The 13,816-nt window shown below is 71.3% G+C and carries 11 protein-coding genes; 1 reads left to right on the top strand and 10 read right to left on the bottom strand.

All coding sequences use genetic code 11. From position 1 onward, the window contains the following. Window positions 1-137: 137 nt before the first annotated feature. The 6 genes from ACIBVL_RS36410 to ACIBVL_RS36435 form a co-directional block, all read right to left on the bottom strand. Window positions 138-2,624 carry a hypothetical protein gene (locus tag ACIBVL_RS36410; protein ID WP_399104293.1) on the bottom strand — a complete coding sequence of 829 codons (2,487 nt, stop codon included), beginning with the start codon at window positions 2,622-2,624 and terminating at the stop codon, window positions 138-140. A 154-nt stretch (window positions 2,625-2,778) separates the two neighbouring features. Beyond that, window positions 2,779-3,189 carry a DUF6113 family protein gene (locus ACIBVL_RS36415; protein ID WP_399104295.1) on the bottom strand — a complete coding sequence of 137 codons (411 nt, stop codon included), beginning with the start codon at window positions 3,187-3,189 and terminating at the stop codon, window positions 2,779-2,781. Next, window positions 3,189-4,055, bottom strand: coding sequence for an N-acetyl-1-D-myo-inositol-2-amino-2-deoxy-alpha-D-glucopyranoside deacetylase (gene mshB, locus ACIBVL_RS36420; protein ID WP_399104297.1), 867 nt, complete (start codon window positions 4,053-4,055; stop codon window positions 3,189-3,191). Before mshB ends, ACIBVL_RS36415 begins: the two co-directional genes overlap by 1 nt. Before the next feature lie 161 nt (window positions 4,056-4,216). After that, entirely contained in the window at window positions 4,217-4,585 is a 369-nt protein-coding gene (locus tag ACIBVL_RS36425) for a hypothetical protein (protein WP_399104299.1), read from the bottom strand. A gap of 27 nt (window positions 4,586-4,612) precedes the next feature. Further along, window positions 4,613-5,164 carry a peptidoglycan-binding protein gene (locus ACIBVL_RS36430; protein WP_399104301.1) on the bottom strand — a complete coding sequence of 184 codons (552 nt, stop codon included), beginning with the start codon at window positions 5,162-5,164 and terminating at the stop codon, window positions 4,613-4,615. Window positions 5,165-5,436: 272 nt separating this feature from the next. Then, a complete protein-coding gene (locus ACIBVL_RS36435; protein WP_399104303.1) occupies window positions 5,437-6,594 on the bottom strand; it encodes a Dyp-type peroxidase in 1,158 nt (385 codons plus the stop codon). An 87-nt stretch (window positions 6,595-6,681) separates the two neighbouring features. Between ACIBVL_RS36435 and ACIBVL_RS36440 the strand changes: the two genes are divergently transcribed. Continuing rightward, window positions 6,682-8,028, top strand: coding sequence for a right-handed parallel beta-helix repeat-containing protein (locus tag ACIBVL_RS36440; RefSeq protein WP_399104305.1), 1,347 nt, complete (start codon window positions 6,682-6,684; stop codon window positions 8,026-8,028). A gap of 6 nt (window positions 8,029-8,034) precedes the next feature. On the opposite strand, the gene ACIBVL_RS36445 is transcribed toward ACIBVL_RS36440, so the two are convergent. From ACIBVL_RS36445 to ACIBVL_RS36460, 4 genes are all read right to left on the bottom strand, one after another. Beyond that, window positions 8,035-8,715, bottom strand: coding sequence for a hypothetical protein (locus ACIBVL_RS36445; protein ID WP_399104387.1), 681 nt, complete (start codon window positions 8,713-8,715; stop codon window positions 8,035-8,037). Between the two features lie 309 nt (window positions 8,716-9,024). After that, complete coding sequence (locus tag ACIBVL_RS36450) at window positions 9,025-11,436, bottom strand: SdrD B-like domain-containing protein (RefSeq protein WP_399104307.1); 2,412 nt, start codon at window positions 11,434-11,436, stop codon at window positions 9,025-9,027. A 584-nt stretch (window positions 11,437-12,020) separates the two neighbouring features. After that, a complete protein-coding gene (locus tag ACIBVL_RS36455; protein WP_399104309.1) occupies window positions 12,021-12,314 on the bottom strand; it encodes a hypothetical protein in 294 nt (97 codons plus the stop codon). A 451-nt stretch (window positions 12,315-12,765) separates the two neighbouring features. Continuing rightward, the gene (locus ACIBVL_RS36460; RefSeq protein ID WP_399104311.1) at window positions 12,766-13,686 is read right to left on the bottom strand and encodes a LysR family transcriptional regulator; all 921 of its coding nucleotides are present in this window, start codon (window positions 13,684-13,686) and stop codon (window positions 12,766-12,768) included. Window positions 13,687-13,816: the final 130 nt, after the last annotated feature.

The following is a 13,816-nucleotide window of genomic DNA, read 5'->3' on the forward strand; positions in this document are numbered from 1 at the left end:
CGATCAACTGTCAGGGCACCAGGGGCTACGCGGCCCTGTACTGCATCAGCACCGCGTCACCCGCCCGTAACCATGTGAAGCCGGTGAAGGCCCGCCCCAGGGGGTGGGCCTTCACCGGCTTCACGGACAACGGGAGGTCAGCTCGGGTTGGTGTCGATGACTCCGATGCGCTCCGCCGGCGTCTTGCCGCGCAGGGCCTTGCGCAGCGCGGCGACGACGTCCTGCGGCAGGACGTCACGCTTCCCGCTCGCACCCTCGACCTTCACACCGTCGAAGGTGCTGCCGTACGCCGCCTTGAGCGCCTCGAGGTTGTACGTCTCCACGAGCTTGCCGTCGATGGCCTTGACGCCGAGGATCTTCGGCAGGGACAGGGGGCCGAAGCGGATGCTGTGCAACGCGTCGGTCTGAACGGTGACGAGGCCGGACATCGCCGGTTCGGCGAACTCCTTCATCATCCGGTCGACCTCGGCGTCGGTGATCGACGGCTGCCTGGTCGTCGTCGGGACCTTCACCGCGGCGGTCGAGCCGGTCTCCACCTGGGTGCGGTAGGCCGCTACGACGGACTCCCCGGCCTTCGCCGCGTCGATGCCCTTGCCCGCCTTGCCGTAGACGGCGACGGCCTTGCCCGACCCGAACGTGATCGTGCCGTCGGTGGCCGAGCCGGAGCCGCCCGCGGCGCTCTGCAGAGCGGCTTGGAGCTTCTCCTCGTCGACGGGCATCTCGGGCTCTATCTCACGGTGCTCCCCGAACAGCGAGCCGATCACGGAGACCGGGTTGTAGTCGCTCTTCGCGGCGTCGTCGACCGTGGCCTGGATGTCGAACTGCAGGCCCGCCTGGTCCGGCTTGAGGGAGACGGTGTCGCCGTCGACGGACAGCTTCAGCGGCTGCGCGACCCGCTTGTCGAAGGCGTCGTCGAGCTTCTTGACGGCCTCGTCACGGGTGCCGCCGCCGATGTCCACGCCGAACACGGTGGTGCCCTTGGGCACGTCGGAGTGGTTCATCAGCAGCCCGGCGCCGTAGACGCCGACGCCCGCCAGGACCGCCACCGCGCCGAGCAGGACCAGCTTGCTGCGGCCCTTCTTCTTTTTCTTCTTGGCATCGGACGCGGACGCGTTCCGTGCGGCCGGGGCGGGCGCCTTGGGCGGGGTCTGCGTCCCCGGTCCGCCGCTCTGCGTGCCGCCGGGCGCGCCGGCCGCGCCCTGGCCGCCCTGGCCGCCCTGGCCGCCGGAGGGCACGACCGGGATGCCGCTGGTGACGGTGTGCCCGGAGACGTTGTCGATCGGACGGCCGTAACCGCCCGCCCCCGGCTCGGGCGCCGGCTTCTGCGGGGTGAGGATCGCGGTGTCGTCGCTCAGGCCACCGCCGGGAAGCCGACCGGTGCCCGGGCCGTGGCCGGTACCGGGAACGCCGGTTCGGGGGCCGCCGGGACCCGCAGGGCCACCGGGACGGCCGTAACCGTTGGGGGCACCCGGAGTACCGGGGGCGCCGACCGCCGTACCGGCCGCGCCGTGCGCCGCGGGGGGCACGATCGGGCCGTCGCCGGTGACCGGGCCGCCGGTGGGGCCCGAGGGACCCTGCGGGCCGCCTCGGCCGCCGGGGCCGGTGGGGCCGTCCGGGCCGTTGAAGTCGTGCCTGCCGCCCGGGCCGCCCGGGGCGTTGAAGTCGTGCATGCCGGCGGGGCCGGCCGGGGCGCCGCCCTGGCCGTCCGTCCCGGCGAAGCCGTGCTGGTCGCCTCGGCCGTTGTCCGAGAAGTACGGCAGCTCGTCGCGGCGCGCCTCGGCACCGCCGCCGCCCTGACCCGGCGCCTGTCCCTGCCCCTGCCCGGGGCGGGAGTTGCCGAGCGGGCCCGCTGCCAGCGCCTCGGTCACATCGAAGGAACCGGTGCCGCCGCCGTGCCCGGGAGCCACCGGACCGCCGGTGGCGCCGGGAAGTCCCGCGCCGTTGGTGCCGCCCGGACGGGAGCCGGTCGGTACATTCATGGAACCGACCACACCACCGGGACGCCCGACGCCGGGACGCGCGCCACCGGGCGCACCCGTGCCCGGACGCGCGCCACCCGGAGCACCGGTTCCTGCGCCCGCGCCCGAGGCACCCGGGAGACCCGCACCGGAGGCACTCGCCCCGGCGGCCGAACCGCCCGCGATGCCCGCGCCGTTGGTGGAGCCGCCGCCCTGACCGCCCTTGGCGGGCCCCGACTTGCGCGGGGCGAACCAGTCGCTCGCCTTCTCGTCGGCGGCGGGCGCGGGTTCGGCGGGCGCCTCGAAGGTACCGGTGTCGGACCCCGGGGACACCGGGGACATCGGGTACCCGGACGAGCCCTTGGCGCCCTTCGAGCCCGCGGAGGGCGCCGACGGCGCGTCGGTGCCGGTGTCGCCGCCCTCGGAGTCCCCGACGGGCTTGCGCACGACGACCGGCGGAATGGGCCGCGAACCGGGGATGTTGATCCGGATCCGGGTCGTCAGCGTGGTCTCGGTCTTGCGTTCCTCCGGCTGGGCGGCCGAACGGCCCGCGTCGGCACCGCCGTCGGACACCACGGGGGTTCCGTACGGCGGCGTACCCGAGGGGTACGCGGCGCCGCCGCGCCCGTTGGGCCCGGAGGACGGAGTGTCAGTTTCACGACTCAAGGCAGGTTCTCCAGGTTGGCTCCGCCGCCCGCCACGACCTCACGGGCAGCTCGGCGGCGCGCACCACCATACTGGCCACTTCTGGCGCGTATCCCGCGACCGCCGATGAAACCCACACGGGACTCGCACGCCCACGCCATGGCGAAGTGGTACGTCACTTGCGAAGTCGGACGTCACGACCGACCGGTTGCCGCCCGAACCCAAGCGTGGCGCAGATCACAGCGAGAGCCATCCCACCCAGCAGGAAGAGATAGGACCCGGCTCCCGCGCCGAACAGGTAGTCGCCCTCGGGACGGCCCGCGGTGCACACGACGACGGCGATCATCCAGCCGGCGGCGGGCGCGACCGCGCCGGCACGGCTGCCGACGGCCCGCGCGCCACCGAGGAAGAGTCCGGCCGCTCCGGCGAGCGCGAGCAGCAGCCCGCCGGGGAACCAGCCGGCCTGCACGAGGGCCCCGGCCAGCCCGGCGACCGCACCGAGGACAAGGAGCCCCAGGTAAGCGGAGATCCGTCCGGCGGACGGCGCCTGAAGGGGCTGGGCGAGCATGGAGCCGCGGTCGGACATCAGGCCACCTCCTCGACACCGGCGAACAGATCGGTCTCCCGGCCGCCTTCGCTCCGCTCCCCGCGCACCAGCTCGTAGTACTCGGTGGTGAAGAGGGGCTGCGCCAGCTCGTTGGAGAGCGCGAAGCTGCGCTCGCCCGGGGCGACCTCGATCTGGGTGGCGTGCGCGCGCATGGCGGCGGCCTTTGCGGACGCGTACGCGCCGCCGTCGATCTCGGTGGTGATCCGCTCGTCGTCCACGACGCCGGGCACGTCGGTGACGGCGGCGCACTTCGTGAACGGCAGGGAGGGCAGTTCCTCCCGGAGCCGGGAGAAGGCGCCCTCGGCGACGGTGCGGGGGACGCGGTTGTAGTAGACCTTGGGAACCGCCCACCCGGCCCCCGCCGCGAACTCCACGGCCCGCAGGGCGACCCGGTGGGCCTGGATGTGGTCGGGGTGCCCGTAGCCGCCGTTGTCGTCGTAGGCGACGACGACGTGGGGCCGTACCTCGAGGACGACCTCCACGAGCGCGGCGGCGGCCTCGTCGACGTCGGCCTGCCAGAAGCAGGCGGGGTCGTCGTTGTCGGCCAGGCCCATCATCCCGGAGTCGCCGTAGCGGCCCACCCCGCCGAGCAGCCGGAAGTCCGCGACGCCCAGTTCGGCCATGGCGTCGGTGAGCTCGCGCAGCCGGTACTCACCCAGGGCGGCACCCGTCAGATGCCTCAGGTGCGGCGGGATGACCTCGCCGCGCTCACCGAGGGTGCAGGTGACCAGGGTCACCCGGGCCCCCTCGGCCGCGTACCGCGCCATGGTCGCGCCGTTGTTGATCGACTCGTCGTCCGGATGCGCGTGCACCAGCAACAGACGACGGGCGGGCAGTTCCGTCATGGGGCCACCCTACGAGGCGACAGTCGCCGCCCGGACGCCTCCCCAGCCGCCTGTCACTCCGCGTGGCCGAGCACCTGGGCGACGGCCGGCGCGATCCGCTCGATCCAGTCGCGGTGCGGCCCTGGCAGAAGGCCTCGGTTTTTGCGCCGGATCCGTGCGACTCACAGCTTGAGGGCCGCGGAACAGTTTCCGATTCCGGTCCGGCATATGCGGACGGACCAGCCCGATTGGACGATACTCACCCACTGTTCCGTGGACGTGCAGACCATGTCCTCGTACCAGCGCCAACTGGTGTCGTCCCAGTCCTTCACCTGAAAGCGAGCGCAGTGGCCGTCGGTGAGAGGGTCGCGGGCGTAGATGTCCCACGTACCGTTGGCAGAGTAGTCAACTGCGCCCACCGCGCCGGTTGTGTTCAGGTTGTAGGTGTGAGCCTCGGCCGGAGCGGCCGTGAGGCCGATGAGGGCAGCGGTGCTGGATACGGCGAGTACTGCCAGCCTCTTCGGCCTTGAGGCCCGAGCCCTGATCTTCAAGATCCCTCCTCTCTGGACGGCGCGGCGTCAGCTGCAGGTGCGGTAGTCGTAGCCGGCGAGCCGGTAGCCGTCGGTGCTGCCGTCGTACATGTAGAAGCCGTACGTGCCGTCCGCCTTGCGAATGAAGGTGGGTTGCCGATAGATGCCGAGGTAATACACCCAGAGGTCACCGGAGCTTTCGTTCCAATACCGGAGGCCGTCGTCAGCCTTTCCGAAGGTCTCCTTGCCGGCCACGCCGTCGCGATCCGACAGCCCCTTTTGGGTTTGCCAGGCCTTGGTCGCGGCCTTGGTGTCCGGACCGAAGGCGCCATCGATGTCCGAGACATCAAGAAAACCGTCGGCCCACAGTATTTCCTGCCACAGGCAGGTGGCATTGGAGTACGTGTTCGTGCCGGTCGACAGGATCCCTTCGTCGCCCCAGTCGTCCTGAAAGCCGTTGGCGCCGTAAACGTAGGCTCGCCCGCTGTAGGTCCCGCTCGCCAGGGCTGGTGATGCGGTCAGCACAAGGGTGGCCGCTCCGGCGAGCAGTAGCGTGAACGTGACCGGTATGCGTCTGCGGCGCTTCGCAGTGCCTTCCATACTCAGTTCGCTCCCTTCTCGATGACGAACTGCGGTGCGCGGTTCCTCCCGAGGAATTGGGCCCGCGCCGCCCGTAGCCTGTGTGGCTCCGCTGGTCGGGCGGTGCCGCTGTGCCATGACGGTAGGGCGGCGGCGCGGCCGCCGCGTCACGCACCGGGTTGAACTCCCGCTCCACCGCGCGCGGTAACCGCGCGGCTCCTGCGACTTCCGCGGTAGTGGCTCCTGCGACTTCCGTGGTACCGCGGACGGTTGACGCCGCAGCATGAAGGTGATCAGCCGAACAGCTGGGAGCCGAGCGGGCGTCGTCGGTCGAAGCCGGGGAGGATCAGGAATGTCGCGCCGGCGGTCGTGGTGGTGAATCGCAGCAGTGCGTCGGAGGCGTCCATGCGGGTGAGAGTGGCGGTGAAGGTCCGCAGGTCGTTCTGGAAGCTGATGAAGAGCAGGCCGGGGGCGGGCTCGTCGGTGGTGTAGGAGCGGCGGAGCATGAGTCCGACCCCGACCACGGTGGAGTGCGCTCTGCGCACGTGGGCGTCCGCGGGAACGAGATAGCGCCCGTCCGGTGTCTTGGCGCCGAGTTCCGGGCCCGAGGCGGCGGTGCCGCCCGAGAGGGGGACGCCACTGGCCCGGCGCCGTCCGAAGACCGCTTCCTGCTCGGCCACGGACAGGGCGGCGAACCGCGGCAGGTCGAGTTCCATGCGCCGCAGCACGGCGATGGTGCCGCCGGCGACCGCGGGGGGCCCGGCCAGCCACAGGTCGCGTTGTTGTTCGGCGGTCGTGTGCGGGCCCACGATGCCGTCGATGAAACCGAGCGGGTTTCGTGGAGCGGTGCGGCCGTTGCCGAGGGACACGTTCGTACCGCGGCGTCCGGACTGCCGCCAGCGTTCGCGGATACGGTCACCTGCCTGGTCCAGGAGCGCGGCGGCGACGACCGGTAAGAGCACCGCGTCCTCGGCGCAGATCTGGATCAGCAGGTCACCGCCGCGTGCCCGCGGGGCGATCCGCTCGCGGGAGAATCGCGGGAGGTCGGCCGCGCCGGGCAGCGAGGCACCGGCCGCGCGCACCAGCCGGGGGCCCACGCCGACGGTCACGGTGAGATCGCCCGGCGGCAGGCCCAGCAACCGCGGGTCGGTCCCCGCGACGAGTGTGCGGATGGCCTGGCCGAGTTCGGCCAGCAACGGACCGGGATCCACGGTGGCACCGAGATCGGCCACCACGGCCAGCAGGTTGCCCTGGGCCGGCTGGGGAAGCGTGACGCCTGCCTGATGGGGGCCCGTCACCGGGACCGGCGTCGGCGTGGGCGCCGCGGACGGGGCGTGCCGGCCGGGCTGAGCGGAGTCCGATGTGCACCCGGCGGCCAGACCGGCGGTCACCATGGCACCGGTGACATCGAGGAACCTGCGACGCGACGGGTGGTGATCGGCTCGGGGCATGGTGTGCAGAGTGCCACACCCGCATCGTGCGTACCGGCCAACTTCGCGATTCTGGCGGGGAATTGGGCGTCATGACAGACTGGGATCATGCCTCGATCAGCTCTTCGTCTGTGGGCGGCGGTAGTCGGCACACTGACACTTGTGGTCGGCTGCGGCGGCGGCGACGGTGACGGCGGAGCCGGCAGCGGCCGGCGTCCGGCCGGTGCGCATGTGACGATCCGGGTACCTGGCGATGCCCCGACGATCTCGGCCGCGGTGTCGTTGGCTCGGCCCGGTGACCTGGTGCTGGTCGCCGCGGGCGTGTACCACGAGTCGGTGCGGATCGACACGGCTCGTGTCACTCTTCGCGGCGCGTCCCGGGACAAGGTCGTCATCGACGGGCGGTTGCAGCAGCCGAACGGTGTCGTCGTCGTGGCGCCCGGGGTGGCCGTGGAGAACCTGACCGTGCGGAACAACACGCAGAACGGGGTGCTGGTCACCGGATCGGCGAAGGCGGCAGCCGGTCTGCCGGGGGGAAGCGGCGGCTACGACACCGGCGACGAGCCCGTCACCTTCCTCAAGTCGTTCCTGGTCTCCCACGTGACCGCGACCCGCAACGGTCTGTACGGCATCTACGCGTTCTCCGCGCAGAACGGTGTCATCGAGCACTCGTACGCGTCGGGCGGCGCCGACTCGGGGATCTATGTCGGCCAGTGCAAGCCGTGCAACGTCGTGGTGCGGGACAACGTCGCCGAACTCAACGCGGTCGGTTACGAGGGCACCAACGCCAGCGAGGACATGTACGTGGTCGGCAACCGCCTGGTAGGCAACCGGGTCGGACTCACCACCAACTCCGACCACCAGGAGAAACTGCTCCCGCAGAAGGGCTCCGTCATCGCGGGCAACCTGATCGCCGCCAACCAGCAGACGGCCACCCCGGAGCAGGCCGACGGCGGGTGGGGCATCGGCGCCGGCATCGACGGAGGCAGCGACAACCGGTTCGTCCGCAACCGCATCGCCGGAAACCGCAACGCCGGGGTGGTGATCACCGCGACCGCCGACATACCCCCGGTCGGCAACCAGATCGTGGACAACACGTTCACCGGCAACGGCGTCGACGTCGGCTGGACGTTCCCCACCGCCACGCGGGGACGGGGCAACTGCCTGCTGGGCAACGATCTGCGCGCCACCGTGCCCGCCCGGCTCGCGACGACCGCGGCCTGCCCGCTTCCGGCCGGGTCGTCCTCGCCGGCCGGCACGTGGGCGGCGCCGACGGCACCCGGTGGCATCCCGTTCACCGAGGTCGCGACACCTGCGCCGCAGCCGCAGTTCCCCGACGCCACCACCGCGGGCGCCACCGTCGTCCCGCCCGTCCCGGCCCTGCCGAAGACGGAGGGCATCCGGCTGCCACCGGCGTCCCTGCTCGCCGCGAACGCGCGGGTGCAGACGTCCTGAACAGGGCTACCGGGACGGGGTGGTTCCGGGTACCGGCTCGACCGGAACGTACTTGTGGGTGTCGAAATCGATGACCACCGGCTCCGGCTGCGAACCCACGCTGACGCGGACCCGGTACATGGTGCCGTCGGAGCCGATCCAGTAGCGCACGTTGCCCGCCGTGCCGGAGCGGTCGGGGGACGACGGCCCGCTCATGACGTCCACCCGGCGCCCGTCCACCTGCTCCCGCCCCCACCAGGCGGCGCCGTTCTGCGGAAGCAGCTCGGCGTTGTCCGGCCGGTCGCCGCCGAGACCGAGCGCGATGGACAGGGAGGTGTCCAGCGCGCTGCCGGCCGACAGCAGCGGACGGTCGTACCAGCCCGAACGGGGCGGCGACGCGGGTGCGTGCGACGGCGCGTCCGTCATCGGGTGGACGTGCACCGAGGTGGGCGTCCACCGGATCAGCCCGTCGCTGGACGTGTCGCGTCCGGTGCCGTGCACCACGCCGTAGCCGACCTTGCGCCGGTAGTCGACGGACCCGGTGACGGTCAGCCCGCCGACGGTGCCCGGCACGGTGATCGTCATCGCGCGGCCCTGCGCCTGGTAGTTACGGAATCGCGTGATCGCCAGCCGGCCCGCCTCATCCGTCGTCAGCGGGCGGGGGCCGCCGTCGCCGGAGCCGCCCCCGGCGACCAGGAACGCGGCCACCGCGGCCACCGCGACGGCCGCGATGCCGACGGCGGCCGCGACCCGGCGCGACCGCGGCCGTCCGCGCCGGTCGGCCGGGCGGACCGGTGGAGCTTTCCGGATTCTCACGTTCCGCACGCGGTTCGACGCTGACACTCTCCGATTCATCCTTTCGATCACCACACCCTCCGGCCGCCGCGGGCTCGCGGCGGCACTCGGCAGTCCGATGGCAGACACGCCGGGGCCGGTCCTCGTGGACCGGCCGGGACGTGGCCTGCCCGTCCGCGCCGTCCGGATCGCGGACGGGCAGACCACCGTTGTGCGGTTCGTTCAGTGCTGCCGGGCGCGACGGTTCCGGGTCACGAACACGATGACCAGGCCCGCACCCACCAGCAGGCCGACGACGCCGATCATCTCCGCCAGTCCGGGCGTGCCGGTGTTCGCCAGCGAACCCCCGCCTCCTCCGGCCGGGGCCGGGTGGTTGGCAGACGGCACGGACGGCGGCGGCGTGGAGGCCGCGGGCGGCGTCGGAGTCGGTGTCGGTGTCGGTGTGGGAGTCGGCGTCGGGGTCGGCGTTTCCTTCGGGATGTACACCCCGGCGTCGATCGTGTGATCGACCCCGCCCGGCTTGTCCGGCGCCGTGACGGGCGCGTAGCCGTTGCACAACGGTCCGGTGGTCGGCGGGGTCACATTGGAGTCGTGCGCACGATCGGCACCGGCCCGCGGGAGGGTGAACCTCAGCTCGCTCGCCGGGGGCTGCTCGGGCACCTGGCCGGTGTCCGCGGTGCACACGTCGAACTGCACCGTGTACTTCGCGCCCGGAGTGAGCTCGTACGCGGCGCCGACACCACCGAAGTAGTACTCGCCGGCGGCATTGGTCCTGGTCGTGGCGACCTGTTTGCCGTCCGCGTCCAGCAGGTTGATCGTCGCCCCCGGCAGCAGCACGTGCCCCGGGTCCTGGATCCCGTTGTGGTCGCCGTCGAACCACACGACGTTGCCGATCTGGATCGGCGCGTTCGCCGCCGCGTAGGCGATGTCACCGAGCCCGCCCGCCTTGCCGAACCCGCCCTGCTCCCGGCTGACGAACTGGAAGCCGTTGGCGGTCGGGTTGTTGCCCGGGCCCTGACCCGTCGTGATGTCGTGGTACCCCGTCCCTGACGTCGCGACGTTGACGACCGGGTCGAACTCCGTGCTGACGACCCACTGCTGCTGCGCGATGTAGGCCACCGATCCCAGCGCGGTCTCCTGGTGCGCCCTGGCGTAGAAGTCGCCCGGGAAGTACTCGACGACATCGTCGGGCTGGCCGCCGTTGTTGGCGGGGGTGGCGTGGTTGGGGCAGCTCCCGGTGCCTTCCCACTGGTATTCACCGGTGGGAGTGGCGCAGACCATGGTGATGTCACCGCCGGACATGCCGTTTTCCGCCGTGTCGTTCCCCGGGCGGGGGTCCAGCCCTCCCCAACTGAGCACGTCCATGAACCGGTCGCGGAAACCCAGGATCATCGAGCCGTCACGGGCGAAGGCGAGGGAGGACAGCTCCGGCTGCGGATCGATGAAGACGTTGCCCGCCTTGCGGTCGTCCCACGTGTCCAGGCCGGTGTTCCACGGGTTCCAGTGGGTGGCCCGGTCGCCGGAACCGAAGACGGTGCCGCGTTCGTCCGTGAGCGGATGGCTCAGCACCGTGGTGAACCGACTGCCGTCGTAGGTGGAGACGACGGCTTTCAGGTCCGCGCGCCGCTGCGTGCTCTCCGCGCTGCACACGCCGCCGACGTACAGCGTGTTGTTGTGGACCTGGAGTCCGAACGGCCGCCAGTCGTCGGGGCTCGCGCACCCCGGGTCGGGGATCGGGACCGTCGACGCGGGCGCCGAGGCGGTGGCCCCTGTCGCGTCGAAGGTCACCAGACTGCGGGTCCGCAGGTTCACCGCGTACAGCGTGGAGCCGTCCTCCGACAGGGCCAGGCCACCGATGCTCTCCTTGCCCGGCGCGTCGGTGAACCCGGCATCCTTGATCATGGCGGCGGTGTCGTGCCGCGTCACCGCGGCGTCCGGCACCCGCGCGAACAACTCCGGCGCACCCGAGCCGTTGACCGGCACCGTGTAGATCGCGTTGCCGCCCTGCGGCCCGTACGGGGCGTACCGGCGGGCGAACGCGCTCTGGAACAGCCGGGTCCGGTCCTTGTCGTACGCCAACCCGAACGTCGTACCCACCTGGTCCTGGGTGGCCAGCGTGGTCGGGCAGGCCACGTCGGTGGGACACGTGCCCCGGATCTTGGTCCCGAACGCCACCAACGCCCGGTTGTCGGTCCCGTTGGCGCCGTTGTGGATCGGGACGAAGTACCGCGAGTCCGGCAGCGCGTAGTCGGCCGGATCCCACACCCCCGTCACCACCGAGGCGTTCTTTCCGCCCGACACGTCCACGAACGACGTGAAGCTGTCGAAGTGGTTCTCCGCCGTCGACGCGGGCGCCGCCCGCAGATAGTCGCTGTACGGCGCCGGGACGCTGACGTCGACGCGGTACCGGCCGCCGGCCAGCACCGTCGACCCCGACACCACGACCTTTCCCGTGGCATCCGTGACGCCGGTGACATCGTGCCCGGCGGGATCGGAGATCTCCACCTTCATGCCCCGCTGTGGCACGTCCATGGTCGTGTTGATCACGCCGGTGCCGAAGAAGTCGCGCAGCACCTGGACCGTCAGCGTGCCGTCATCGGTCGCAGCGGCGGTCGGTCCGGCTGTCGCTCCCACGGCGCCGCCCGCCAGGAGGAGAACGGATAACCCCGTGCGCGCCAGCGGCCCCGCAAGCGGTAAGGCCGGCCGGCGCGATTCTCTGTCGACTCGGTTCATGGCATCACACTCCACACTTCTCGTGTCGTGAAAACGAAGGACCCGCTTCTCGCTGCCCGCCCATTGAGCGGCCCGTGCGTCGGACGCCCGTCACGAACGCAATGAAAAAGGGCCCACTGCTGTCGCGTGGACCGCTTCGTGCTGATCGTTCGAGGACAATGCGGAGGAGTTGTAAGCGCCACAGACCAGAAAAGGGAAACAGGTGTTCCGGTCTTCGGGCAGGACCGCCCCGGTTTGCGCTTTCGTGCAGCTCAATCACGGCACCGTCCCCCCCACCTCCGACCTCACCGACCGCCATCGCGAGCACCACCCGATATCCTATGCGCTGGTGTCTCGCCGTCACCAGCAGGAACTCCGACATCCGTCTCCACGACGGTCTGCGAGCACTCGGAGAATGGCGACCGGCAGAATGTGCGGCGGAGAAATGATGGCCGAATCCGGTCCTATTGAGGGCGGGCGCGTGGATTACGCGGAGGGGCTTGGCGTCACTCGGTCGCCCGCGGTGGCAGGCGGTCAGAGGCGCGTTCCTCGCGGGCGAGCCGGTGGAGGCCGACCTCGCCGTCGACGCCGGGGGTGTCCGCGCGCCCGGCCGAGTGGAACGAGGTCGCCGCCTGGCTTCTGACGGAACCCCGGCCGCCCGACGGCGACGGCCGCCCGGTGGGGCTCGTGGTGCCCCTGCCGGCCCGGCCGTCGCCCCAAACGATCAGCTGTCGGAGCGGAATGCCCCGTGGACCCCGCAGGTTGCCCTGGATCGCCACCTGGTCGTCGTTGAGGTGCATGATCCACGCGCTCTCGGCGCCGTTGACCGCCGGCTAGCAACCGCCATTGACCTTGTCAGGCGGTCGTCTCCGTTTCCTGTGGCCGACGTGCGCCTGCTCGAGATCGCCAAGACGGGGATCCCGGCGGTCGACGCCGTCCGTGAAGTCGTCGGACAGTGAGAACCACCCGTCGGGCGCGAACGAACGCGCCGCGGCGGCGAAGGGCCCGCCGAGCCGAACAAGCTCACGCCGGCCGCGGTCCGCAAGGGTTCCGGAACCTGACCGGAGCACTGCGCACTGGAGAGCGGGCTCCGGCCCGAGCGGTCCTGGCATCCCCGCGGCCGGGGATGCTGCCGCCGGCCGGCCGTGGCTTCTACAGCGTGGAACCGTGGTGCGAAGCTGCGGCAACCGGGGCGGACCCGCTGTGGTGAGTCCGCGAAGACCTCGTGCTGCCGGTGGTCGAGCGGAATCGTCACAGAGAGATCGGGTCCGCGCCGTACTCGTCGCGCAGGGCGGTGAGCACTTCGTCCAGGCCGGGCACCTGGTCCTCGCTGCCCGGGCGCCAGGCCACCCCTATGGACACCGTGATCCCCGGTGCGCCCAGTGGCACCAGCCGGTAGTCCGGGGAGCCGAAGACCCTGGCCGCCGGATGGTTGGGGCCGCCCGGCGTGAGGTTGAGGGCTCCGGTCCGTGACACCTGCGTGGCCACCTGTATGACATCGGTGTGCGGGAGGTCGATGATCCGGGTGACGCCGGCGGCGAGCAGGGCCGCTCGAATTCCACCCATGAAGAAGGGATGCACCTTCGGCGATGCCATCAGGAATTCCCGGTGCCGCAACTCCGAGAGGGACAGTGAATCGCGCCCGGCGAACTCGTCATCGGCTCGCATGGCCACCGCGTACGGGCCGCGGCCGACGGTCAGGCTGTTCAGATCCGGTACGCCGATCGGAAGGTGGACGACCGCGAGGTCGAGGCCGTCGTCGGCCAGTTCGGCCAGCAGTTCCGCGGAGGGAGCGGGCGTGAGCGGCAGCTCGACATCCGGTGCCGCCTTGTGGAAGGCGTCCAGGACCGCGTCCACGACCAGCGGAGCCGCCAGCGGAGCCACCCCGAGCCTGCAGCGGCGGCGCCGGTAGGCCTCGGGATCCCGGGAGAGGTGCTTCAGGGCGTCGAACCGCTTCAGTACCTCGCGGGCCGGCTCGAGGAAGTCGAGGCCGAAAACCGTCAGCCGGACGCGGTGGTACTCACGGATGAACAGATCCGATCCGAGCTCGTGTTCCAGTTCCCTGATGCGCCGGCTCAACGGTGACGGGGTGACGTGCAGACGTTCCGCGGCACGTCCGAAGTGCAGCTCGTCGGCGACTGCCACGAAACAGCGCAGTTGCTGGATGTCCACATTGCCCAGTAGATCACCGGGATCCCGCCATGGCTACGGTCGTGCACGGGCCGGAAGCACCTTGCGGTTACGAGCACGTACACATGCGGAAATCGGCCATGGGCAGGGGCGCGGGTGGAGTGCCACCATG

Source organism: Streptomyces sp. NPDC049687, from assembly GCF_044465285.1.
Classification (GTDB): domain Bacteria; phylum Actinomycetota; class Actinomycetes; order Streptomycetales; family Streptomycetaceae; genus Streptomyces.